The organism is Corynebacterium timonense (assembly GCF_900105305.1).
GTDB lineage: Bacteria > Actinomycetota > Actinomycetes > Mycobacteriales > Mycobacteriaceae > Corynebacterium > Corynebacterium timonense.
The window spans coordinates 1,176,861-1,200,874 of the sequence record NZ_LT629765.1 but is presented as its reverse complement, the minus strand read 5'-3'; the positions used below and the strand labels follow the sequence as shown (position 1 = coordinate 1,200,874).

Sequence of the window (24,014 nt, the reverse complement as noted above, 5' to 3'; positions counted from 1 at the left end):
ACAAAAATATGCTGGAACCAACTACCGAGAGCAGGAAGAACATGGCGGAGCTGACGATCTCCTCCGATGAGATCCGTAGCGCGATAGCGAACTACACCTCGAGCTACTCTGCGGAGGCCTCCCGTGAGGAGGTCGGCGTGGTGACTTCGGCTGCAGACGGCATCGCCCAGGTTTCTGGGCTGCCGAGCTGCATGACGAACGAGCTGCTCGAGTTCCCCAACGGTGTCATCGGCGTTGCACAGAACCTAGACACCGACACCATCGGTGTCGTTGTCCTGGGCAACTTCGAGTCCCTCACCGAAGGCGACACAGTCAAGAGGACCGGAGAGGTCCTGTCCATCCCGGTCGGGGAGAAGTTCCTCGGCCGCGTTATTAACCCCCTAGGCCAGCCGATCGACGGCCTCGGCGCCATCGAGTCCGACGAAGAGCGTGCCCTCGAGCTGCAGGCCGCGGGCGTTCTCGACCGCCAGCCGGTGGAGGAGCCGATGGCGACGGGTATGAAGGCGATCGACGCCATGACCCCCATCGGCCGGGGCCAGCGCCAGCTGATCATCGGCGACCGCAAGACCGGCAAGACCGCGGTCTGCATCGACACCATCTTGAACCAGAAGTCCTTCTGGGAGACGGGCGACCCCTCGAAGCAGGTGCGCTGCATCTACGTGGCCATCGGCCAGAAGGGCTCGACCATCGCTGGCGTTCGCGCCACCCTGGAGGAGCACGGCGCGCTCGAGTACACCACGATCGTGGCTGCTCCCGCGTCCGACTCCGCTGGCTTCAAGTGGCTTGCGCCCTTCTCCGGCGCAGCCCTCGGCCAGCACTGGATGTACCAGGGCAAGCACGTCCTGGTCATTTACGACGACTTGACCAAGCAGGCCGAGGCGTACCGCGCGATTTCGCTTCTGCTGCGCCGCCCGCCGGGCCGCGAGGCCTACCCGGGTGACGTGTTCTACCTGCACTCCCGCCTCCTCGAGCGCGCCGCAAAGCTCAACGACGAGCTGGGTGGCGGCTCCCTGACCGCGCTGCCGATCATCGAGACGAAGGCGAACGACGTGGGCGCCTTCATCCCGACGAACGTGATCTCCATCACCGACGGCCAGGTCTTCCTCCAGTCCGACCTGTTCAACCAGGGCGTCCGTCCGGCCATCGACGTCGGTATCTCGGTGTCCCGTGTCGGTGGCGCCGCACAGACGAAGGGCATGAAGAAGGTCGCCGGTAACCTGCGTCTCGACCTCGCGGCCTACCGCGACCTCGAGGCCTTCGCGGCGTTCGCCTCCGACCTCGACTCCGCGTCAAAGCGCCAGCTCGAGCGCGGCCAGCGCCTCGTTGAGCTGCTCAAGCAGCCGGAGAACTCGCCGCAGGCCGTGGAATTCCAGATCATCTCCATCTGGCTCGCCAACGAGGGTGCTTTCGACGTCGTTCCCGTCGAAGATGTCCGCCGCTACGAATTCGAGCTGCACGACCACCTGCGCTCCAAGGCGCCCGAGGTCTACGAGCAGATCGCCGGCGGGGCTGCCCTAGACGACCAGTCCAAGGAGACTCTCACCCGCGTGAACGCCGACTTCGCTCGCACCTTCAAGACCAGCGAGGGCAAGCGCATCGTCCGCGAGGAGGAAGCCGAAGCCCTCGACTCCAACGAGGTGTCGAAGAACAAGCTCAACGTTAACCGCTCCAAGTAGCCGCTACTTGGAAAAAACCACTACTTAAGGAAGGGAGGGAAGTACACCATGGCAACTCTTCGCGAACTGCGTGACCGCATCAGGTCCGTCAACTCCACGAAGAAGATCACCAAGGCCCAGGAGCTGATCGCGACCTCGCAGATCACGAAGGCCCAGCAACGCGTCGCGGCGGCAAAGCCCTACGCCGACGAAATGACTAACGTCATGGAACGCCTCGCCGCTGCGAGCTCCCTCGACCATCCCATGCTCCGCGAGCGTGAGAACGGTCGGGTCGCAGCAATCCTCGTGGTCACCTCCGACCGCGGTATGGCTGGCGGTTACAACCACAACGTGCTAAAGAAGGCGGCAAGCCTGGAGCGCATGCTCAGGGAGTCTGGCTACGACGTGGTTCGCTACGTCACAGGTGGCAAGGGCGTCACGCACTTTAGGTTCCGCGACATGGACATCGCCGGGGCGTGGACTGGGTGGTCCCAGAAGCCGACGTGGGAAGAAACTCACGACGTGCGCCGTCACATCGTCGACGGCTTCCTCGCCGGTTCCGAGGGCGAAGTGAAGTGGCGCGAGGGGCTCAACGCCCCCGAAGGAGAAGCCGTCCCCGGGTTCGACCGAGTGCACGTGGTCTACACGGAGTTCGTGTCCATGCTCGCCCAGGAGGCCCGCGTTCATCAGCTGCTCCCCATTGAGACGAATATCAACGGTTCCGGGCAGGAGCAGGAGCAGGAGGCGTCGACAAGCGGCGAGCTCCAGCCGGACATGGATTTCGAGCCGGACCCCGACACGCTGATGGACAAGCTGCTGCCGGCGTACGTCTCTAGGAGCCTGTACTCGATCTTTCTGGAGTCGTCCGCGTCGGAGTCCGCGTCGCGCAGGACCGCCATGAAGAACGCAACGGACAACGCGACGGACCTGGCCAACAACCTGTCGCGTGAGGCAAACCAAGCCCGTCAGGCTAAAATCACCCAGGAAATCACCGAAATTATCGGCGGCGCTGGCGCGCTGTCGGGTAGCGGAGAAAGTGACTAAAACATGACTACTGCTCACTCGATTGAGGAGCGCACCGACGAGCCGTCGGGCGGAGCCGAGTCCCAGGCTGGCTCCGGCGAAGGCCGCGTCGTGCGCGTCATCGGTGCAGTCGTCGACGTGGAGTTCCCGCGCGGCGAACTGCCCGAGCTCTACAACGCTCTTCAGGTCGACATCGACCTAGACAAGATGTCCAGGACCATCACCCTCGAGGTGGCGCAGTTCCTGGGCGACCACCTCGTTCGTACCATCGCCATGGCTCCGACCGACGGTCTGGTCCGCGGCGCCCAGGTGCGTGACTCCGGCAAGCCGATTAGCGTACCGGTCGGCGACCAGGTCAAGGGCCACGTGTTCAACGCGCTTGGTGAGTGCCTGGACGACCCGTCCGTGGGCGAGGAGGGCGAGCGCTGGGGCATCCACCGCGACCCGCCGGCATTCAAGGACCTCGAGGGCAAGACCGAGATCCTCGAGACCGGCATTAAGGTCATTGACCTTCTCACCCCCTACGTCAAGGGCGGCAAGATCGGCCTCTTCGGCGGCGCCGGCGTGGGCAAGACGGTCCTCATCCAGGAGATGATTACCCGTATCGCTCGCGAGTTCTCCGGCACCTCCGTGTTCGCCGGCGTCGGCGAGCGTACCCGTGAGGGCACCGACTTGTTCCTCGAGATGGAAGACATGGGCGTGCTCCAGGACACCGCCCTTGTCTTCGGCCAGATGGACGAGCCGCCCGGGGTGCGTATGCGCGTGGCCCTGTCCGGCCTGACCATGGCGGAGTACTTCCGTGACGAGCAGAACCAGGACGTGCTGCTCTTCATCGACAACATCTTCCGCTTCACCCAGGCCGGTTCCGAGGTGTCCACCCTCCTCGGCCGCATGCCGTCGGCGGTGGGCTACCAGCCCACGCTTGCCGACGAGATGGGTGTGCTCCAGGAGCGCATTACCTCGACCAAGGGCCGCTCGATCACCTCGCTGCAGGCCGTGTACGTGCCTGCCGACGACTACACCGACCCGGCCCCGGCGACGACCTTCGCCCACCTCGATGCCACGACGGAGCTGTCCCGTTCCATCGCGTCGAAGGGTATTTACCCCGCCGTGGACCCGCTGACGTCGACCTCTCGTATCCTCGAGCCTGGCATTGTCGGCGAGCGCCACTACTCGGTTGCCCAAAAGGTCATCGGTATCCTGCAGAAGAACAAGGAGCTGCAGGACATCATCGCCATCCTGGGTATGGACGAGCTGTCCGAAGAGGACAAGGTCACCGTCATGCGCGCGCGTAAGATCCAGCGCTTCCTCGGTCAGAACTTCTTCGTGGCGAAGAAGTTCACCGGCGACGAGGGCTCCTACGTGCCGCTCGAGGAGACCATCGAGGCCTTCGACAAGCTCTGCGAGGGCGAGTTCGACGCCTACCCGGAGCAGGCCTTCAACAACCTTGGCGGTCTGGACGACGTCGAGGCTCAGTACAAGAAGCTGCAGGACAAGTAGGAGGGCCGACATGGCTGACATCACCGTGCAACTGGTCTCGGTCGACCGCATGCTCTGGTCGGGTCAGGCCAGCATCCTCACGGCTCAGACCACCGAGGGTGAGATCGGTATCCTGCCCGGCCACGAGCCGCTTCTTGGACAGCTCAAGGAAAACGGTGTGGTGACGATCCGTCCCGTCGACGGCGACCGCGTCGTCGCCGCCGTGCAGGGCGGGTTCCTCTCCGTGCAGGGCGATAAGGTGACCGTCCTTGCGGACTACGCCATTTTCGCCGACGAGGTCGACTCCGCCTCCGCGAAGAGCGAGCTCGACGCTGACGACGACCAGGCCAAGGCCCGCGCCGAGGCCGAGCTCGCGGCCGTGCGCCGGAACTCCGGGAGCTAGGCATCCGGTACCGCTCGGAGCGCATCCCCCGCCTGACGTGAACTGCTCCCCATTAGTTGGACTGAGAAATCAGTTGCTAACAACTAGTGGGGAGCATGTTCTTTGAGAGCACGTAGTTCGCTGAGTGAAGTTCAGCGTGAGCAGTTAGTCGACCTTTTTGAGCAGGGAATGGGTTCCCACGCCGCTTCTCGTGTTGTCGGTGTCTCGAGGGATGCAGCGCGCTGCCTCTATCGCCGTTTCCAACTGCGTGGCAGGCTATGTCTCGTGGAGAAACCGAACAAGCAGCGCTACTCCTTCGAGACGAAGAAGGAGGTTGTGGAACGTCATCTGGCCGGTGAGTCGAAGATGGATCTTGCCCGAGAGTTCAATCTTTCATCCGATCAACTCGTCAAGGACTGGGTGATTAAGTGGCGCAAAGGCGGCGACGAGGCTCTGCGCCCGAAGCCGAAGGGCAGGCCGAAAGGTTCAGGCAAACCGAAGGTGCTTTCTGAGGAAGAAAAGCTTCGCTGCCAGGTTGAACGGCTGGAAGCGGAAATCGCCTACTTAAAAAAATTGCGGGACTTGAGGAACCAGGGACACGCCTAAAAGCCCAGGCGATCGTCATCCTCAAGTCACACCACCGCTTGGAGTACCTCCTGGATGCGGCCGGTATGGCACGCTCGACATTCTTCTACCACCAGAAACGACTCACCGCACCGGATAAACATGCCGAGCTCAAACAGGCGATCCGGGACAGTTTCGAGCGCAACAAACACCGCTACGGCTACCGGCGGGTACTGCTCGACCTTCGTAACCAGGGCTGGATAGTTAACCACAAACTTGTCTTAAAGCTCATGCGTGAGATGGGCTTGAAGGCCAAGATCCGCCAGCGCAGGCCCTACATCTCCTACACAGGCACAACCAGTCACATCGCCGAGAACACACTCGAGCGCAACTTCACCCCGGATAAGCCCAACTCTGTTTTCGTCAGCGACGTCACCGAGTTCAAGGTCGCCGGCCGCAAGGTGTATCTCTCACCGGTGATGGACCTGTTCGACCGCGCAATCGTCGCCCACACAGTGGCCACATCGCCAACCACAGCGTTGACCTCGGCCTCGTTGGCGCAGGCGATCGAAGCGTGTGCTCCAGAGCCGGGCTGGATGATCCACACCGATCAAGGATTCCAGTACCAGCACTCATCCTGGCGCACCCTGATTAGCCAGCACCATGGAGTCCAGTCAATGTCACGCAAAGGCAATTGCTACGACAACGCAGTCATGGAGAACTTCTTCGGCCACCTGAAAACCGAAATGTTCCACGGAGAAGTCTTCGACACCATTGAGCAATTCACCGCCGCGCTCGACGAGTACATCCAGTGGTACAACACGCAACGACTCCAACAACGACTCAAGGGCCTGACCCCGATGCAATACCGGAATCAGACCCTGGAAACCCTAACCGCCTAGAATTAAACCAGTCCAACTTTCGGGGGCTAGTTCAACGGCGGGGGATTTTCGCGTCTCGTGTGCGCTGGTGACAAGCCTCGACTCAGCCCGGTTCCGCGCCGGTCGCGTTGCCGCGGGACTCCGACTTTTGTCGGTTTGCTTCTGTACCGGGGAGAATTACAATTCCCTTCAACGCGTCGACGTCGGGTTTATATGTGCCGGCTGTACGAGAAGGAGACGGACCGGTGAAGAGGAAGGGGCGGCAGATGAAGTTTGCGTTTGTTGCGGTGCTGCTCGTCTGCGTCGTAGCGGGGGTTGCCGCGGCGTGGCGCTTCCTCAGGTTCCGCAACTCTGGCGCCCAAGGACTTTTTCGAAAGCTCCCCGCGAGCGGGCTTCACGGCTGGCGCCACGGGGTGTTGCGCTACTCGGGGGAGGAGCTGGAGTTTTTCAAGCTTCGCTCGCTGTCGTTCTGCCACGACCTCGTGCTGGATCGGCGGGAAATCACGATCACGGGCTTCCGCGAGCTCACGGAGCAGGAGCGCGACTTCATGCCGGAGGTCGCGGTGGTCATGGAGATCACCAGCTCGTCCGGCAACTTCGAGTTTGCCGGCGAGCGACACGCCCAGATGGCGCTCGTATCTTGGGTTGAGTCGGCGCCGGACCGGCGCCAGCAGCAGCGCGGAAGTGCCTACAAGGCCTACCTAGCGCACCGGGGGAGGGGCAAGGCCTAGGCTCCGCCGGAGGGCGGTACGCTGGGTGCATGCGTTTGATCATTGCCCAGTGCTCGGTTGACTACGTGGGGCGCCTCGACGCGCATCTGCCCTCAGCGAAGCGACTGATCATGGTCAAGGCCGACGGGTCCGTCTCCATCCACGCGGACGACCGCGCATATAAGCCCCTGAACTGGATGACGTCCCCGTGCACCTTGACGGAGGAAACGGTCCTCGACGTGGACGGGGCGGACACGGGCGAGACGATGTGGATCGTGGAAAACGCGGGAGGCGAGCAGTTGCGGATCACGCTGGAGGAGGTTATCCACGACACGTCTGTGGAGCTCGGAGTGGACCCGGGACTGGTCAAAGACGGGGTGGAGGCGCACCTGCAAAAGCTGCTCGCGGAGCACATCACGACTCTCGGCGAGGGCTACTCGCTCATCAGGAGGGAATACCCGACGGCGATCGGGCCGGTGGACCTGCTGGCGCGCGACTCCTGCGGGCACACGGTTGCGGTGGAGGTCAAGCGCCGCGGTGGCATTGACGGCGTGGAGCAGCTAAGCCGTTACGTTGAGTTGCTCAACCGGGACGACCTGCTCGCGCCCGTCACCGGGGTTTTTGCCGCCCAGGAGATCAAACCCCAGGCCCGGACGCTCGCGGAGGATCGGGGCTTTCGCTGCCTTGTCCTCGACTACGACGAGCTGCGGGGGATCCAGTCGAACGAGCTGAGGTTGTTCTAGGCCATGCCGCGGCGCAACAGGAGGGCCCGCACGACGCCCGCGTATATCCTCCCCCGCGACGGGTCGACGTTTCTGGGCACGCAGGAGGTGGAGGGGCCGTCGTGGACACGCGGGGAGCCCTACCTCGTGCGCGCGATCGGCGCCGCGGCTGCGACGAAGTACTACGTGTGCCCGGGGTGCAACCAGAACATCCCGCCCGGGGTCGCGCACGTGGTGGCGTGGCCGAAGGAGACGGGGCGCGGGGCCGAGGACCGGCGGCACTGGCATAAGGGGTGCTGGGGGCGTCGCTAAGCTAGAGCCCATGATTGCTGCTTTTTCGGTTGCCCCCACCGTGACGGACAACGCGCACGCGGAGATGTCCGCGGCGGTGGCACGGGCGGTGCGTGTGGTACGTGAGTCCGGATTGCCGCACGAGACCACCGCGATGTTTACCACCGTGGAGGGCGAGTGGGACGAGGTCATGGACGTGATCAAGCGGGCCACGCAGGCCGTGGTCGAGGTCTCTCCGCGGGTGTCGCTCGTGGTCAAGGCGGACATCCGGCCTGGGTACTCGGACATGCTGCACCAGAAGATGGAATCGTTAAACAAGCACTTTGAAAGCGAGGAGTAAAGCACATGGCGGACTTTGAAGCAGGAGCGGTCGACCTGCCGGGGCTGGCGCAGCAGGGCAGCGGGGCGCACGCGGGTTTTCAGGCCTTTATCGAGGCCACCCAGGACAACCTCGAGGAGGAGGTGCTCAAGCGTTCTGTGCAGGTGCCCGTCATCGTCGTGGTGGGCTCCGCGCGCTCGCCGCAATCGGACGAGCTCAAGGCCACCTTCCGGGAGCTGGCGGACGGCCAGCGGGCGTTCCGGGTGGCCTACGTCGACGCGGACGCCCACCCGATGCTCGCGCAGATGCTCGGGGTGCGCAGCGTGCCCACGACGCTCGCGCTCGCGGCGGGCCGCCCCGTGACCAGTTTCGAGGGTGGGCAGCCGCGCGCGCAGCTCGAGCAGTGGGTGGCAGCGCTTGTTGCGCAGATCGGCCCGCAGCTCGAGGGGCTGGGAGACGAGGAACCCGGTCAGGAGCAGCCGCACGAAGACCCGCGCTTGGACGCGGCGACCGAGGCGCTGAACAGGGGGGACTTCGACGCGGCGATCGAGGTCTACGACGCGCTGCTCGCCGAGGAGCCGAACAACCCCGAGATCGCGCAGGCGAAGGCCACGGTCGGGGTGCTCAAGCGCCTCGACCCGGACAACCGCGAAACAGACCCGATTGCGGAGGCCGAGGCGGCCCCCGGGGACGTCGATAAGCAGCTTGCGGCGGCCGACGCCGAGGTCGTGGCCGGGGCCCCAGAAAAGGCGTTCGCGCGGCTGACCGAGCTGGTTACGGCCGAGCCGCGCGCCAAGGAACGCCTTCTTGAGCTTTTCACGCTTTTCGACGCCTCAGATCCGCGCGTCATCACCGCACGCACGAACCTGGCGTCCGCGCTGTTCTAAACCAGCCGGTAGTACTGCACGCTGAGGGCGGGCAGGTGCAGGGCGACCGACTGATCGAGGTTGTCCCACGGGGTCGGCTCGGTGTGCACGTGGCGCGGGATGTCGTTGCCGGCGCCGCCGTAGATGGAGTCGTCGGTGTTGATCACCAGCTCCCACGAGCCCGGCTCTGGAAAACCGAGGCGGTAGCCGGCATGCGAGGTCCCCGAGAGGTTGACCACGGCGAGGAGGGGGGCAGCGTCGACGCCCCAGCGCACGTAGGCGAGGACGTTGTGGTTGGCGTCGTCGCCCTTGACCCATTGGAAACCCATCGGCGTGTTGTCCTGAGAGAATAGGGCGGGGGTGTCGCGGTAGACCAGGTTGAGGTCGCGAACGAGGCGCTGGATGCCGCGGTGGTACTCGTGGCCCCAGCCGCCGGAGACGTTGTCCCAGTTGATGGAGTGCGCTTCGTCCCACTCCGTGGTCTGGCCCCACTCGCAGCCCATGAACATCAGCTGTTTGCCGGGGTGGGAGTACATGTAGCCGAAGAGGGCGCGCAACCCGGCGGCCTTGTTCCAGTCGTCGCCGGGCATGCGGCCCCACAGAGAGCCTTTCCCGTGCACGACCTCGTCGTGGGAGAAGGGCAGGACGTAGCGCTCGGAAAAGGCGTAGACGAGGGAGAAGGTGATCTCGTTGTGGTGGTGGGAGCGATGCACTGGGTCGAGGGAAAAGTACTCAAGGGTGTCGTTCATCCACCCCATGTTCCATTTCAGGCTGAAGCCCAAGCCGTCGGAGCTGGTTTGGGCGGTCACCCCCGGCCAGGCGGTGGACTCCTCGGCGATGGTGAGTACGCCGGGGTGAGTGCGGTGGACCGTGGCGTTCATCTCCTGGAGGAACTGGACGGCGTCCCAGTTTTCGCGCCCGCCCTGCTGGTTGGGCAGCCACTCTCCGGGCTGGCGGGAGTAGTCGAGGTAGAGCATGGAGGCGACTGCGTCGACGCGTAGGCCGTCGAGGTGGAACTCCTCGCACCAGTACAGCGCGTTGGCGACGAGGAAGTTGCGCACCTCGTTGCGGCCGAAGTCAAAGACATAGGTGCCCCATTCTTTCTGTTCGCCGCGGCGCCAGTCGGGGTGCTCGTAGAGCGCCGTGCCGTCGAAGCGGGCAAGCGCCCAGGCATCCTTGGGAAAGTGGGCCGGGACCCAGTCCACGATGACGCCGATGCCGTGGGCGTGGAGGGCGTCGACGAGGGCGCGGAAGTCGTCGGGGGTGCCCCAGCGGGCGGTGGGGGCGTAGTAGCCCGAGACTTGGTAGCCCCACGAGCCTCCGAAGGGGTGCTCGGCGACGGGCAGGAACTCGACGTGGGTGAATCCGTTGTCGACGAGGTAGGGCACGAGCTCCTCGGTGAGGGTGCGGTAGTTCGCCCCCTGCTTCCAGGAGCCGATGTGGCACTCGTAAACGCTCATCGGCGCGTTTGTCGGGTCGATGCCGGGGCGCGCGCTCATCCATTCGCCGTCGCCCCACTCGTAGGCGGAGGCGTCGGCGACGACGGAGACCGTCTCTGGCGGCGCGAGCGTCTGTTTGGCCAGCGGGTCGGCCTTATCCACGCGCTCGCCGTCGGCGTTGTGCACTGCGAACTTGTAGGTGGTGCCGGGGCCGATGCCGGGGATGAAGATCTCCCACACGCCGGAGGAGCCGAGGGCACGCATCGGGTACTGGCTGGGGTTCCACGTGCAGAACTCTCCCACCACGGCTACGCCGCGCGCGTTGGGGGCCCACACGGCAAACGAGGTGCCCGAGACCTCGCCGAGGGTGGTGGTGTAGGTGCGCACGTTGGCGCCCAGCACCTCCCAGAGGCGCTCATGGCGGCCCTCGCCGATAAGGTGCAGGTCGAGCTGGCCGAGCGTGGGCAGGAAATGGTATGGGTCCGCCACGAGGACGGGCTCGCCCTCGGGATAGGTCACGCGCAGGCGGTAGTCGGGCGCGTGCTCGTCGTCGAGGGCGGCGACCCAGATGTCGTCACCGGCGTCGACCATGTCCACGTGGGTGTTGTGGATGAGCAGCTCGACGCGGCGTGCCCCAAGCATCCGCGTGCGCACGACCGATCCCGAGGCGGTGGGGTGCCAGCCGTAGAAGTCGTGCGGCGCGTGGTGCGTACATGCTAACAGGCGCTCTTTATCGTGCTCGGGGATGAGAAGCGAGGGGTCGATGCCCGTCATAGTGGTCCTTCGGGTGTGGTGTTTGTGCGGGGTGTGTGGAATTGACGCTACCGGAAAGCCGACAGGCTTAGGGCCGGTAGTCGTGGTCAGAAATCCGGCGGTAGGCGAGCGCGTCGCGGCGCTGCGTGGCGACGTCCGGCAGGCGGAAGATGTGAGCCACGTTGCCTTCGGGGGCCAAGCGCACGAAGTTGTCGCCGCCGGCGCGCCACGTGTAGTTTTCGCCGCTGATGAGGTCGTGAACCTCGAAGCTGTCGCCTTGGTTTAGACCGATGGCCTCGGCGTCGACGAGCACCGTGGATTCTTGGGTGACGTGTGGGTCGAGGTTGACCACGACGAGGACGGCGTTGCCGGTGACGGCGTCGACCTTGGAGTAGGCGATGATCTGCTCGTTGGCGGCCTCATGGAAGCGGATCTGGCGCAGCTGCTGCAAGGCAGGGTTGTCACGCCGGATGCGGTTGAGCAAGGTGAGATAGGGCTCGAGCGAGTCGCCGCGCGCGAGAGCGGCAGCGAAGTCGCGCGGGCGCAGCTCGTACTTCTCCGAGTCGAGGTACTCCTCGCTGCCGTCGTGCACGGGCACGCTTTCGTAGAGCTCGAAGCCCGAGTAGACGCCCCACAGGGGGCTCATGGTCGCGGCGAGGGTGGCGCGGATGGCGAAGGCGGCGCGCCCGCCGGTCTGCAGCGAGGAGTGGAGGATGTCGGGGGTGTTGACGAAGAGGTTGGGGCGGGAGACGTCGGAGACGTCGACAAGCAGACCTGCGAAGTCGGTGAGCTCGGCTTTCGTCGTCTTCCACGTGAAGTGGGTGTAGGACTGCGAGAAGCCCGCCTTCGACAGGCCGTACATGCGCGGCGGGCGAGTGAAGGCCTCAGCGAGGAAGATGACCTGCGGGTGGGTCTCGTGGACCTTCGTGATGAGCCAGTGCCAGAAGTTCACCGGCTTGGTGTGGGGGTTGTCCACACGGAAGGTGGTAATGCCCAAGCCCACCCAGTACATGAGGACGCGGTAGATTTCCGCGTAGAGGGCGTCGGGGGCGTTGTCGAAGTTGATCGGGTAGATGTCCTGGTACTTCTTCGGCGGGTTTTCGGCGTAGGCGATGGTGCCGTCGGCGAGCACGGTGAAAAACTCGGGGTGTTCGGCGGCCCAGGGGTGATCCGGAGCGGCCTGCAGCGCGAAGTCGAGGGCGATCTCGAGGCCCAGCTCGTCGGCGCGGGCCTTCATCGCCATAAACTCTTGTTCCCCGCCGAGCAACGGGTGGAAGGCGTCGTGTCCGCCCGCGGCGGAGCCGATGGCCCACGGGGAGCCGACGTCTCCCTCCTCCGCCACGAGGGTGTTGTTGCGGCCCTTGCGGTTGACCTCGCCGATGGGGTGGATGGGCGGGAAGTAGACGGTGTCGAAGCCCATGGCCGCGACGCGTTCGAGGTGCTCGGCGGTCGTGGCCCACGTCCCGTGGACAGGACGGCCCGCCTCGTCGACGCCACCGGTGGAGCGCGGAAACAGCTCGTACCACGAGTTAACCAGGGCCTCGCGGCGCTCGACGAGGACGTCGCACACCGGGCCGCGGGTGAGCATCTCGCGCAGCGGGTGGGCCTCGAGCACCTCACGCACGTCGTCGCTCACGCCCGGCGCGAGCCGCCGGGCGAGGGGGAGGGTGTCGTCGGCGAGTGCGCGGGCGGCGCCCTCGAGCACCTCGCGGCCCGGGGCGGGGGTCTGCGCCGCGGCCGCCTCGAACAACTCGATGCCGTGGGCGATGTCGTTGGCCAGCTCGTCCGCGCCCTGGCCAGCGTTGAACTTCTTTGTCACCGCATTGCGCCATGTGGCCATGACGTCGCTCCAGGCGTCGATGCGGAAGCGCCACAGCCCTTCCGTGCCGGGAACGAACACGGCGTGGACGTAGTCGGGGCGGTACGTCTCCGGCTGCATGGCCACGGTGAGCTGCTCGCCGTCCGGCCGGGTGAGCACGAGCGTGGCGGCGACGGCGTCGTGGCCCTCGCGCCAGACGAGGGCAGAAACCGGGACAACCTCGCCCACGACTGCTTTCGCGGGAAGGGCCCGCCCGGAAACCTGGGGGCGAACGTCGTCGATACCAAAGCGTCCAATCATGGGTGCCGTCCTTACTCGCGTGCTGCTCAGAAGGTCTGGTGCGCGGCCGCGGGGCCGCGACGCCGTGTACCCGCCCCACAGTAGCCACTCGCCGTGGCGCGCGCCGGGTCTGCCACTGGCGCGCGTTTTACGACAAAATGGAGGGCGTGACTGACGCAACGACGAATCCTGGCCTCGAATTTGGCTCTGGCTCTGGCATAGAACCCGTGACCGACCCCGACCTCATGATCGACTTTCGTGGCGTGGACGTCGTCCGCGACGGCCAGAGGCTCGTCGGCCCGGTGGACTGGCAGGTCGAACTCGACGAACGGTGGGTGGTCGTTGGCCCGAACGGCGCCGGCAAGACGACCCTGATCCGGGTCGCCTCGGCGCAGGAGTTTCCCTCCTCGGGCGTGGCGTTCGTGTTGGGGGAGCGGCTGGGCCGCACGGATATGCGGGACCTTCGGGCGTCGATAGGCGTGACCTCCTCTGCCATCGCCCACCGCGTGCCCCAGAACGAAAAGGTCAAAGACCTCGTCGTCTCGGCGGGTTACGCCATCTTGGGCCGATGGCGCGAGGACTACGACGAGATGGATTACGAGCAAGCCCTCGAGGTGCTCGAGCAGGTCGGCGCTCTTCACCTCATGGACAGGACGTGGGGCACGCTTTCCGACGGCGAAAAGAAGCGCGTCCTCATCGCCCGCGCGATCATGACCAACCCGGAGCTGCTCATTATGGACGAGCCCGCCGCCGGGATGGACCTCGGCGGGCGCGAGGACCTGGTGACCTACCTCGGCGACCTCGCGCTCGACCCGGACGCCCCCGCGATTGTGATGATCACGCACCACCTTGAAGAGATCCCCTACGGTTTCACGCACGCTCTGCTCCTCGACGAAGGAGAAGTCGTCGCCCAGGGGCTCATTGAAGACGTCATCACCTCGGATAACGTCTCGCGCGCCTACCACCAGCCGATCGACGTGACGCACTCCGACGGGCGGTTTTCCGCGCGACGGGCGCGCCGCGGTGGAGCTCACCGCGCCGCCGCGCGAGAGCACTGACGCGGCACGAACGGGCACAATTGGCGGAGTAGCCGAGTAAGGAGGTGAGCGGTCCGTGGCCCTCGAGCGCGAGCACAACGCGATACGCGGGATCAACGGCGCCCGCCTAGCCAGCACCGTCATCCTGACGCGCGACGGCTCTGAGGGGCTGGAGGTGTGGGTCTTCGAGCGCGTGCTGACACTGCCAAATTACCCGGGTATGACGGTCTTTCCCGGCGGCGGCGTAGACAGCCGCGACTTCCCGGCCCGCGACCGCGCCGGCGAGCTGTGGCACGGCCAGTCCGCGGCAGATCTTGGGCAGCGCCTCGGCGTGGACGCGGAGACGGCCAACGCGCTCTTGTTCGCCGCGGTTCGCGAGTTGTTCGAAGAGACCGGCACCCTGCTCGCCGTGGACGACAAAGGCGAGTTGCCCGCTGACGCGCGCCCCTTCCACGGGCAACGCCTCGCGCTGGAAACCCACGCGCTGTCGCTGACCGACTTTTTGCGCGACAATGGCCTCAGCGTCTCCGCCGATATGTTGGCGCCCTTCGCCCGCTGGGTCGGACGCTCGGGCCGCGGCACCTTGTACGACACCTTCACCTGGCTCGCCCGCCTGCCGGCGGGGCAGGAGCCAGACGGTGCGACGGGCGAGGCCGACGACGCCAACTGGTTCACCCCGCAGCTTCTCCTCGAGGGCTGGCGCGCCGGGCTGGTCCGCTTCGCCCACGCGACCTGGGCACAGCTTATCGACGTCTCGCGCTACGATTCCACCGAGTCGCTGTGGCGCGCCTCCAGAGGGGCCAGCATGGCCCCGAACCTGGCGGAGGTGGACGATAATCCCCGATACGCGGAGTTTTTCGCCCTCCGCCCCGAAGACAGGATTGGACGCCCTTTTGAGCTTTAGCCCGGACGAGGTTCGTTTCCTCACTGCCCACGCCGCCGAGATCGACGAGGTTGCCCCGCAGGTGGCGCTCACCTCAGCCACCGTGTTCGCGGACAGAAAGCTATTGGATGCGCACTTCGGCGGCTACGCCCGAGCCGCGATGGAGGCGATCTACGCCCGGCGGCTGAGTGAAGGAAAGCTACCACCTGGCTGGCTCGCCGATATCGACGCCGCCCAGCAAGCCACCCCGACGCTCGTCGCCCGCGTGAGGGCGCGGCGGGTGCAGGCGGCCTCCCCGCGCCTGGTGTGCGATGTCACCTGTTCCGTCGGCACCGAGGCCCACGCCTACGACCAAGTGCGCTGGCTCGGCTCGGATCTGGACCACGCGCGGCTGCTCATGGCGCGCTACAACCTGGGGGATAAAGCCTGGCTGGTGCGGGCGGATGCGCTCGAGCCGGTGGTGCGCGCCCCGGGGACCGTCATCGTGGCCGACCCGGCCCGCCGTGTCAACGGACGCCGGATCACCGATCCCGCCAAACTCCGTCCGCCCCTTCCCCGGCTTGTGCATACCCACCAGGGGGCGCCGATGGCGGTGAAATGCGCGCCCGGCATCGACTACTCCGAGTGGGAGGGCCTAGTCAGCGTGGTCTCGGTCGACGGTGGGGTCAAAGAAGCGTGCTTGTACACCCCCGACCTTTCCGAGGGGCTGAGCCGAGAGGCCGTCGTTGCGCGTAGCGACGGCTTTCTGGAGGCGGTGACCTCCGCGGACCCAGACGAGGTTCCCGTCGGCCGCCCCGGGACGTACATCGTGGAACCTGACGGTGCGGTCGTGCGGGCCGGGCTGGTCCGCGCGTGGGCCGCGCGGCACGGGCTGTGGATGCTCGACCCCTACATTGCCTTCCTTACTGGGGACCGCATTCCGGCCAATTACAGCGGGTTTGCCTTCCTCGAGGATGTGCCGCTGCGCAAACTCAAGGCCGCGTTGCAGTCGTACGACGCTGGATCCGTCGAGATCCTCGTGCGCGGTGTCGACGTGGACCCGGACCGGTTGAGGGGGAAACTCCGGTTGAAAGGATCGCGGCAGATGGGGGTCGTCATTGCCCGCGTGGGAGAGACGGCGGTTGCCCACATCTGTGGGCCGCGAGAGCGTCCTGGCGCCTGAGCCCGAGCGGGCCGCGTGATGGGGTGGCGTCGTGTGGGGGCGGGGACAGGAACGGGCACTGGCGAGCGGCGCGGCTGGCCGGTGTCCGGCGCTGTTTCGCGTCGCCCTCCGGTGCAAGGAGTTCGTATTCGGCGTGAATGAATCCTGAATAGTATTGTCGGCGCGCACAACAGCGGTGCGTACGGTTACGTGAAAGCCGTACATGCTTGTCATCGAAGTTGCGAAAGAAGGAACGCGCTGTGCAGGAAAGGACCGTCTGTACGTGGGCCACGCCCATCACCCGGGAGTTTGCGGGGGGTGCGGAATGAGGGCAGAAGTTGCTGCGCGCGATGTCGCCGAGAAGGGTTCGGCTGCCGCGCCACGTTCGGCCGCGGCGTACTTCGACCACGCCGCCACGACACCGATCCGCCAGAGCGCGGTCGAGGAGTGGGCGCGTCACGCGGCACTGCTCAACCCGGGCGGGCAGTACAGGTCGGGGCGCCAGGCGGCGGCCGCGCTTGCCGACGCCCGAGAGGAGATCGCCGAGCTCCTCGGGGCGGATCCGGCTGAGGTGATTTTCACCGGATCCGGCACGGAGGCCGACAATATCGCGGTCCGCGGCCTCTACCACGCCTCGCCGAACAACCGCATCGTGGCGAGCCCGATCGAGCACTCGGCCGTGCTTGAGACGGTGAAGGCGCTTGCAGCTCACGAGGGCGCCGAGGTGGAATGGTTGCCCGTCGGCCGCGCCGGCACGGTTGAGGGCCTCGCGGCGCTTGCCGCCCCAGCGGCGCTGGCGACCGTGATGTGGGTCAACAACGAGACCGGCGTGATCCAGCCGGTCGAGCAGGTGGCCCGCGCGGCCGCGGAGGCGGGCACGCCGCTGCACGTGGACGCGGTGCAGGCCGTAGGAAAGGTGCCCGTCGATTTTCATGCGCTCGGCGCGACGACGCTGGCGGCCAGCGCGCACAAGTTCGGCGGGCCGCGCGGGACGGGCATCCTCCTGGCACGGCGCTCCCCGGCGCCGCTTCCCGTAATCACGGGCGGGGGGCAGGAGCGCGGGCTGCGCTCGGGGACGGTGGACGTCGCCTCAGCAGCGGCAACGGCCGCGGCGCTGCGGGAGGCGATCGCGGAGATGGAACGCGAGCACGACAGGCTCATCGCGCTCGGCGACAGGCTGGTGAGCGGGATTTTCCGGGAGGTACCAGACGCGCAGCTGACCACCACCGCTCCCACGCTGCCCGGCCACGTCCACGTGCTTTTTTCCGGGGCGAACGGGGACTCGCTGCTCATGCTTCTCGACGCCAACGGGGTCGAAGCCTCCCTTGGCTCCGCCTGCGCCGCCGGAGTTAACAGGTCCAGCCACGTTCTCGAAGCTATGGGGGTCGCCCCGCGCGACGCCGCGGGGGCGCTGCGTTTGACGCTGGGTCGCACGACCACCGAGGAAGACGTTGACGTGGTCGTGGGGGTGATTGCGGACGTCGTGAAGCGGGCTCGGGCCGCGGGGGCATTGTTGTGGCCCTAAGGGGACCGTGGTGCAGGTGTGTCGCGTGTGAAAGATGGGACGAAAATGCAGTAGGGTGCTGAGCATGCACGTGTCTCGGAGCCTCCGTCCCCTCACCGCCTGCCTTGTCGCCCTCGCCACGGCGCTTGGCCTCGCCGCAGCCCCGGCCCGCGCCCTCGACATTCCCGGCCTTGTCCAAGGAGTCGACGTCGCCGGCCACCAACGACCCGGCGGCCACCCGATTGAGTGGCGGAGCGTCGCCGGGCCCGGGGGCCAGAGCTTCGCCTTCATCAAAGCCTCCGAGGGCGACGGTTGGAAGAACGTCTTTTACGACGAGGACGCCGCCGCCGCGAAGGAGGCGGGCCTCGCCGTCGGCGCCTACCACTACGCCCGACCCGCTGGCGATCCGAAGGCGCAGGCGGAGTACTTCGCCAGCGTCATCAACGCAGGCCCGGAGCTCGACCTTCCCCCGGTGCTCGACCTCGAGGTTGACGAGGGGCGCAACCCTGCCGCGCTCGCAGTGTGGACTCAGGCCTTCCTCACCGAGCTTGAGCGCGCTACCGGCACGAAGCCGATGATCTACACCTACCGCTACTTCTGGTACGAGCGCATGGACAACACCAACGCGTTCACGGATTATCCGCTGTGGCTGGCGGCCTACCAAAACCAGGCGCCGCGCCCGGTCGGCGGCTGGGACAAGGTCTCCATCTGGCAGCGCTCCGACAACGGGCGCGTCGCGGGCGTGTCCACGCCGGTGGACCAGAACGTGTTCAACGGGGATAGCGGCGCCTTCAACCGCTTTGTGGGCGGCGACCTCACGGCCGGCGGCGGCCTGCTCGAGGCGATCCAGGCCCCGGAGCAGGGTGAGCTCGCGGTGTTGGAGCAGAACTCGACCGCGCTCGTCGTGGCGATCCTCGGGCTGGCGACCGGTATTCTTGCTGTTCCCCACATCGCGGAGGCGGCGCGCACCTTCGGCTTCGACAACGTCGACGCCAGTAACATTGCCGGCGCCGTGCTCGACCTGGTCAACAACGGCCAGCTCCCGGTCGACGACCTGCGCACCATGATGGTCGGGGACTACTCGGTGGGCGACCTGCTCATCCTTCTCGACAACGCCCTGAAGTAAGCACCCCGCCCTCACGCAATGTCAAGGGCCGACAGAACGGTCTCGGTGAGGCGAGGAAGCGCCGCGTGCGCGACTCCCGACACCTCAATGACGCTGCCAAGCCGGGCGGACGCGCCGGGGACGACGGTATCTGCATCGGAGACGATCGACGTCACGCGGACCCCGGCGGGGATGACAGGCTCGCCCACGTCCTCGAGCTCGACGAAGGAATCTCCGGCGAGGCGGCGCACCAGCCAGTCCGGGCGGTACCAGCTGCGGTGATCCGTGCCGCGCCACGCCGCGCCGAGGCCGACGAGGCGGTCTACCCGGCGCGCGGCGGCGGGATCGCACCTCAGCGCCCGCAGCGCCACGAGGGCGCCGCTGGAGTGGCCCACGACGTCGACGCGGTCAACCCCGCCTGGGAGGGAGGTAATGGCGCGGGCGACGTCGCGAGCAGAGACGTCGAGAGGCGCCGTTGCCCTCCGTCCGTGAGCGGGTGCGCGCATGTCCACCCCGCGGGCGGCCAGAGCGCGCGCCAACGAGCGGAATGCTGCTGGCTCGGACAGCGTTCCGTGGACGGCCACGACGACGCGCCCGCGGGACTGGGAAGTCACTGTGGAGGGGTCGGGAAATAACGGCGGGAGGTAGGAAAGCACGGACACGGAGGATTAGGTTACTTCCGTGGAATCTATCCGTGCCGTTTCTTTGGTGTCGCCGGGCGCACACATCGCCATTTTCGCCATCGCGATTGTGACGACGCTTGTCGCGCTAGCGGGGGCCAACCGCCGCACCCGGCTCTCGGCGCTCATCGCGCTGGCGATTCTCGCCGCCGTCGTCTTTGCCTTGCAGGTCTGGCCGAAACCGTTCCCCGACGCCGTGCCGTGGGTAATCTACGCGGCCGGCGCCGCCGCGATCTTCGTTGTGGTCAGTGCGCTCCTGCAACACGGACGCCGGGCCATGCTCGCCCCGGTCGCTGTGGTGGCGGTGGCGAACGCGTACCTCGTGTCCAACCTGACGTACCAGGAGTACCCAGCCGTTGGGTCGTTCTATCCCGTCCCCGTCGCCGCAAGCGTGACGCTGGACCAGTTCAGGGCTTTGAAGAAGCCGCCGACAGACCACGGCCGAGAGGTCGGCGCGCTTGTCACCATTCCTGCGGGGCCGATGCGCGACGCCGTGGCCTACGTCCCGCCGGCCTACTGGTCCACCCCGAATCTTCCCGTCATGGTGATGATGGCGGGTAGTCCGGGTTCGCCGATGGACTGGTTTACCAAAGGCGAAGCCGCCGACTCCCTGGATGCCTTCCAGGCCAGCCACAACGGCGCCTCGCCTGTGATGATCAGCGTCGACGCCACCGGCTCCGAGACAGGCAACCCGGCGTGCGCCGACGGACCGGATCTGCAAGTACTGAGCTACGTCACAGACGAGATCCCCACCCTCGTGCGCGAAAACTTTCGCGTCTCCGACGACCCAGCTGCGTGGACGGTCGGGGGGTTGAGCTACGGCGGGACGTGCGCGATGCAGGCGATCACGAACCGGCCCGACGTGTACCGCACCTTCCTCGATTTCTCCGGCGAGGCGGAGCCGAACGTGGGCAGCAGGGAGAAGACGGTTCAGCAGTTCTACGGCGGGGACGAGGACGCTTTCACACAGGTCAACGCAGCCGACATGCTCGCCCGTGCGCACGGGGGCCAGACGTACGCGGGGATCGCCGGCCGCTTTGTCTCCGGGGCGGATGACCACATGTCCACCGCAGCCCTGCCGCACCTCAATGATCTCGCTCAGGCGGCCGACATCGACTCGACATACGACACTGTCCCTGGCAGCCACAGCTACCACGTGTGGCGCGTGGCGCTGCGCGATAGCCTCGATTTTGTTGCCGCACGTGGAGGGATCCAATGAACACCGTGAGGTCGATCGCGACGAGGGTGCCCGCGAGCCTCGTCATGCTGGTCGTGATGTGGGGGGCCTACGCGTTGCTCGGTGCCGACGCTCTCCGCGTTGCGGGCTACAGCCGTGGGGGAGGGGGAAACGCCGCGTCTGTCCTCACCTCCGGCCTCACCAGTTGGCACCTCGCGGGGATGCTCTATGCCACGTGTGCCCTGCTCCTATTCGCGGTGCCCGGCGAGGTGATCCTCGGCACGCGCGTGTTTGTCGTCGTGGCGCTGGCCGTCCACGCTGTCGCCGTTCCTGTCGGGGCCGTCGCAGCGAGCGTGGTCGAGGCCGGGGGCCTCAACCCGTGGGGCGCAGACGCTGCCACCGCGACATACGCGTCGCCCATGGCATGGATCGTCGGGTCGCTTGCCTACGCCACAGCCGAGCTCGGGGTGCTGTGGCGCCGTCGGTTACGGCTGGTCCTGTTCGCGTTGACGGGCACGCTCGTGCTGTACGACGGCTCGTTGACCTCCGTGGTATCCCTGTCGGCGGTCCTGCTCGGCTGCGCCGCCGGCATCATGGTGCACGGCGGCTTACGCACGCTGGCTCCGCTTCGGGTCTCCCTCCGCGAGTCGCGCGTGCTGGTGGCTGTCCTGTTCGCGGTTGTCGCGTTCGGGCCCGCGTTGACAGCGCTCAACCCCGCCGCCCACGGGCCCTTTGCGCAGTCCAGCATGCTGATGTGGGAGCCGGCCGTGGCGGCAGAGGAGGTCGCCGTCCGGTGTGCCAACGCGACATCTCACGCGTGCTTAGAAGCGCTGATGGTCAACCGGCAAAGCGGCCTTGGCCCGTTCCTTCTCAACATCGCCCCGCTACTCTTCTCGCTCGTCGTGGCTCGCGGCCTGGCCCGCGGCCGACGGCTGGCGTGGGTGCTAGCGATGACGGGCGCGTTGGTGGCGTGCGCCGTGATTGTCGCGCAGATCGGCCGTGTCGGTGCCGGTGTAAGTGCCGGTGTCGGCGGTGCCGGAGTCGACGCCGCGGCGCCGCTTGTGGTGTTCACCGTCGTTGTCGTGCTTGTGCCCTGGTTGGCCGTGGTGTGCGTGCTTGCGGCGACGAGGTCGCGCTTCCGGGTTCGCTCGCAGTCGGCCCTCGCCGTCGGCCCGGCAGCGGCCGCGCTCGCGGTGTGCGCTCTGGTGTGGGTGGTCGGGGCTCTGCTCGACCCGGGTTTCGTTCAGCCGCCCTCGTTCGGCGCCGCCCTGGCAGAGACGCCGCTCCGGTTCCTCCCGCCCGTTGTGGCCCACTTGTTCCCCCATGCTGTCGTCCCGCTCAGCGCCGCATCGTGGATCCTGTACGAGTGGGTGGGAATTGCGTTCTGGGCCGCGCTCATTGTTGGCGTCCACCGCGCGCTGGTCTCCGTGCCGTCGGCGACGCGGGCAACGGAGAGGGAACGCGCCCGCGGCATCCTCACCCGCGGCACGGGCGACCACTTGGCCTGGATGGGACTGTGGAACGGCACCAGGTACTTCTTCCACGGAAGCGACGGCAGCGACGGCAGCGACGGCAGTGGCGAGGGCTACGAGGGTTACGTCGCCTACCGAGTGGCGCGCGGCGTCGCGGTGACTCTCGGCGCTCCCGTGTACACCAACGGCGCCAGCCGCGACGCGGTCGCCGCGGCCTTCGAGGACTACGCGGCCGAGCAGGGGTGGCGCGTGGCGTGGTACTCGGTGCCTGAGGATTTCGCCCGGCCCGGTTTTCGTACGGTGCGCGTCGCCGAAGAGGCGCTCATGTCCACCGACAACTTGGAGTTCAAGGGAAAGAAGTTCCAGAACATCCGCACCGCGCGCAACCGCGCCGCCAAGGATGGGATACGCGCGGTGTGGACGGACTGGTCGGAGCTCGATGTTGAAACCCGGGAGAAGATTGCGGCGCTGTCCGAGCAGTGGATGGCGGAAAAAGCGCTGCCCGAGATGGGCTTTACCCTCGGCAGCCTCGACGAGCTGCAGGTTGAGGGGACGAAGCTACTCCTGGCCGTGGGAGACGACACGCGCGTGCACGGGGTGACAAGTTGGTTGCCCGTCTACGAGGGCGGCGAACTCGTCGGCTACACCCTGGACTTCATGCGCCGCGACCCGGACGGCTTCCGGCCCACGGTAGAGTTCCTGCTCGCTGAGGCCGCGGTGATCGCGGGGTCGGAGGGGCTGGCGTGGGTCTCCTTGTCGGGGGCGCCTCTGGCGCGCTCCGGTGCACCGGAGTCGCTGCCCGAGGTCATCCTCGACCGGGCAGGTGCGAGCATCGAGCCTCTCTACGGGTTCCGCTCGTTGGCGGCGTCGAAATATAAGTTCCACCCGACGCATTCCGGATGGTACCTGGCGTACGACGACGAACTCGCGCTCGGCGCCATCGCCGTCGCGGTGGTCAGCTGCTACCTTCCAACGTTGAAGCCTGCCGACTACGTCGGGGTGGTGAAGGAGTTCTTAGCCAGCCGCCACGCGGTCAGTGCCGCGGAGTCGTCGCCAGCCTCCGCGCCCACTGGTTCCCCTTCAACTGCGCGGGCACGGCCCCTCCGAGCAAAGCGCGCGTGAGCTGCGGTGACCCCTCGAGGGGCTCGTTCGCCCCGATGAGCACGATGTTGCCGTAGCGGCGGCCCTTGAGCATCGGCGGGTCCGCGATCGCTGCCAGGTGCGGCCACACCTCGGCCATCCCCGCCAGCTCCTCACGGGCTTCACGCAGGTCGGACCGGGAGCCGCAGTTGGCCACGTAGACGCCGCGCTCGCGCAGCGACGCCCGCGCCGCCGCGTAGAACCCCACCGTTGTCAGCTCCCGCGGGGTCGTCGACCCAGCGAAAACGTCGCGGATGATGACATCGCGGGTGGCCGGCTTGAAGCGCTCCGTCTCTGCGAGGGCGTCGCCGACGCGGATGGCGACGGCGGGCGCCCGGGGGACGTCGAAAAGCGTGCGGGCGAGACGCGCGAGCTCGGCGTCGACCTCGACGACGGTATTGCGGCTGCCCGGCCATGCGGCGGCGAAGTAGCGGGCCAGCGAGCACGCACCGCCGCCGAGATGGGTCAGGCGGGGGGCGTCCCAGCGGCGGATGTCGTCGAGGAAGGCGGCGATCCAGCGCATGTATTCGAAGTCGAGGCGCAGCGGATCTCCGGGCACGATCGAGGAGCTGGGCACGCCGTTGACCTCGAGCGTGAGCGAACCGTCGTGCTCGTGGACGACGCGGGCCTCGCCGGTGTCGATGTCGTAGCGCTCGCTTTTTGGGGGCATGTCCTGCGAGGGTACACTCCGGG

Annotated in this window: 20 protein-coding genes and 1 pseudogene; 17 read left to right on the top strand and 4 right to left on the bottom strand. The window is 66.7% G+C overall.

Going from position 1 to position 24,014, the window contains the following annotated elements; genetic code table 11:
• The first annotated feature begins 8 nt into the window (after positions 1-8).
• The 10 genes and pseudogenes from atpA (at position 9) to BLT81_RS05650 (ending at position 8,913) form a co-directional block, all read left to right on the top strand.
• Positions 9-1,676, top strand: coding sequence for a F0F1 ATP synthase subunit alpha (gene atpA / locus BLT81_RS05700; protein ID WP_040421805.1), 1,668 nt, complete (start codon positions 9-11; stop codon positions 1,674-1,676).
• Positions 1,677-1,724: 48 nt separating this feature from the next.
• Complete coding sequence (locus BLT81_RS05695; protein ID WP_019195029.1) at positions 1,725-2,699, top strand: F0F1 ATP synthase subunit gamma; 975 nt, start codon at positions 1,725-1,727, stop codon at positions 2,697-2,699.
• Positions 2,700-2,702: 3 nt separating this feature from the next.
• Positions 2,703-4,178 carry a F0F1 ATP synthase subunit beta gene (atpD, locus tag BLT81_RS05690; RefSeq protein ID WP_019195028.1) on the top strand — a complete coding sequence of 492 codons (1,476 nt, stop codon included), beginning with the start codon at positions 2,703-2,705 and terminating at the stop codon, positions 4,176-4,178.
• 10 nt (positions 4,179-4,188) lie between these two features.
• Complete coding sequence (locus tag BLT81_RS05685; protein ID WP_019195027.1) at positions 4,189-4,560, top strand: F0F1 ATP synthase subunit epsilon; 372 nt, start codon at positions 4,189-4,191, stop codon at positions 4,558-4,560.
• A 157-nt stretch (positions 4,561-4,717) separates the two neighbouring features.
• A pseudogene (locus tag BLT81_RS05675) lies at positions 4,718-6,005 on the top strand (IS3 family transposase).
• Positions 6,006-6,250: 245 nt separating this feature from the next.
• A complete protein-coding gene (locus BLT81_RS05670) occupies positions 6,251-6,715 on the top strand; it encodes a DUF2550 domain-containing protein (RefSeq protein ID WP_155860892.1) in 465 nt (154 codons plus the stop codon).
• A 29-nt stretch (positions 6,716-6,744) separates the two neighbouring features.
• Complete coding sequence (nucS, locus tag BLT81_RS05665; protein WP_019195025.1) at positions 6,745-7,437, top strand: endonuclease NucS; 693 nt, start codon at positions 6,745-6,747, stop codon at positions 7,435-7,437.
• Between the two features lie 3 nt (positions 7,438-7,440).
• A complete protein-coding gene (locus tag BLT81_RS05660) occupies positions 7,441-7,728 on the top strand; it encodes a hypothetical protein (RefSeq protein WP_019195024.1) in 288 nt (95 codons plus the stop codon).
• Positions 7,729-7,738: 10 nt separating this feature from the next.
• The gene (locus BLT81_RS05655; RefSeq protein WP_019195023.1) at positions 7,739-8,047 is read left to right on the top strand and encodes a thiamine-binding protein; all 309 of its coding nucleotides are present in this window, start codon (positions 7,739-7,741) and stop codon (positions 8,045-8,047) included.
• A gap of 5 nt (positions 8,048-8,052) precedes the next feature.
• Positions 8,053-8,913: a tetratricopeptide repeat protein gene (locus tag BLT81_RS05650; RefSeq protein ID WP_019195022.1), complete on the top strand. Its 861-nt coding sequence runs from the start codon at positions 8,053-8,055 to the stop codon at positions 8,911-8,913.
• Here BLT81_RS05650 and glgB read toward each other — a convergent pair.
• Both glgB and BLT81_RS05640 read right to left on the bottom strand, forming a co-directional pair.
• Positions 8,910-11,105, bottom strand: a complete 2,196-nt coding sequence (gene glgB / locus BLT81_RS05645) for a 1,4-alpha-glucan branching protein GlgB (RefSeq protein WP_019195021.1) — start codon at positions 11,103-11,105, stop codon at positions 8,910-8,912. The two genes, BLT81_RS05650 and glgB, sit on opposite strands and share 4 nt — an antisense overlap.
• Before the next feature lie 67 nt (positions 11,106-11,172).
• Entirely contained in the window at positions 11,173-13,203 is a 2,031-nt protein-coding gene (locus tag BLT81_RS05640; RefSeq protein WP_019195020.1) for a maltotransferase domain-containing protein, read from the bottom strand.
• Positions 13,204-13,340: 137 nt separating this feature from the next.
• On the opposite strand from BLT81_RS05640, the gene BLT81_RS05635 reads away from it, so the two are divergent.
• From BLT81_RS05635 to BLT81_RS05615, 5 genes are all read left to right on the top strand, one after another.
• The gene (locus BLT81_RS05635; RefSeq protein WP_040421804.1) at positions 13,341-14,240 is read left to right on the top strand and encodes an ABC transporter ATP-binding protein; all 900 of its coding nucleotides are present in this window, start codon (positions 13,341-13,343) and stop codon (positions 14,238-14,240) included.
• Positions 14,241-14,295: 55 nt separating this feature from the next.
• The gene (locus BLT81_RS05630) at positions 14,296-15,123 is read left to right on the top strand and encodes an NUDIX hydrolase (RefSeq protein ID WP_019195018.1); all 828 of its coding nucleotides are present in this window, start codon (positions 14,296-14,298) and stop codon (positions 15,121-15,123) included.
• A complete protein-coding gene (locus BLT81_RS05625; protein WP_019195017.1) occupies positions 15,113-16,264 on the top strand; it encodes a THUMP-like domain-containing protein in 1,152 nt (383 codons plus the stop codon). Before BLT81_RS05630 ends, BLT81_RS05625 begins: the two co-directional genes overlap by 11 nt.
• A 304-nt stretch (positions 16,265-16,568) precedes the next feature.
• Positions 16,569-17,768, top strand: coding sequence for a cysteine desulfurase family protein (locus BLT81_RS05620; RefSeq protein WP_019195016.1), 1,200 nt, complete (start codon positions 16,569-16,571; stop codon positions 17,766-17,768).
• Positions 17,769-17,832: 64 nt separating this feature from the next.
• The gene (locus tag BLT81_RS05615; protein ID WP_019195015.1) at positions 17,833-18,873 is read left to right on the top strand and encodes a glycoside hydrolase family 25 protein; all 1,041 of its coding nucleotides are present in this window, start codon (positions 17,833-17,835) and stop codon (positions 18,871-18,873) included.
• Positions 18,874-18,884: 11 nt separating this feature from the next.
• On the opposite strand, the gene BLT81_RS05610 is transcribed toward BLT81_RS05615, so the two are convergent.
• Positions 18,885-19,514 carry an esterase/lipase family protein gene (locus BLT81_RS05610; protein WP_019195014.1) on the bottom strand — a complete coding sequence of 210 codons (630 nt, stop codon included), beginning with the start codon at positions 19,512-19,514 and terminating at the stop codon, positions 18,885-18,887.
• Positions 19,515-19,602: 88 nt separating this feature from the next.
• Here BLT81_RS05610 and BLT81_RS05605 point away from each other — a divergent pair, with 88 nt between their 5' ends.
• Both BLT81_RS05605 and BLT81_RS05600 read left to right on the top strand, forming a co-directional pair.
• A complete protein-coding gene (locus BLT81_RS05605; protein WP_231908968.1) occupies positions 19,603-20,751 on the top strand; it encodes an alpha/beta hydrolase in 1,149 nt (382 codons plus the stop codon).
• Positions 20,748-23,303 carry a bifunctional lysylphosphatidylglycerol flippase/synthetase MprF gene (locus BLT81_RS05600; RefSeq protein WP_019195012.1) on the top strand — a complete coding sequence of 852 codons (2,556 nt, stop codon included), beginning with the start codon at positions 20,748-20,750 and terminating at the stop codon, positions 23,301-23,303. Before BLT81_RS05605 ends, BLT81_RS05600 begins: the two co-directional genes overlap by 4 nt.
• On the opposite strand, the gene BLT81_RS05595 is transcribed toward BLT81_RS05600, so the two are convergent.
• Positions 23,215-23,991, bottom strand: coding sequence for a spermidine synthase (locus tag BLT81_RS05595; RefSeq protein WP_019195011.1), 777 nt, complete (start codon positions 23,989-23,991; stop codon positions 23,215-23,217). The two genes, BLT81_RS05600 and BLT81_RS05595, sit on opposite strands and share 89 nt — an antisense overlap.
• Positions 23,992-24,014: the final 23 nt, after the last annotated feature.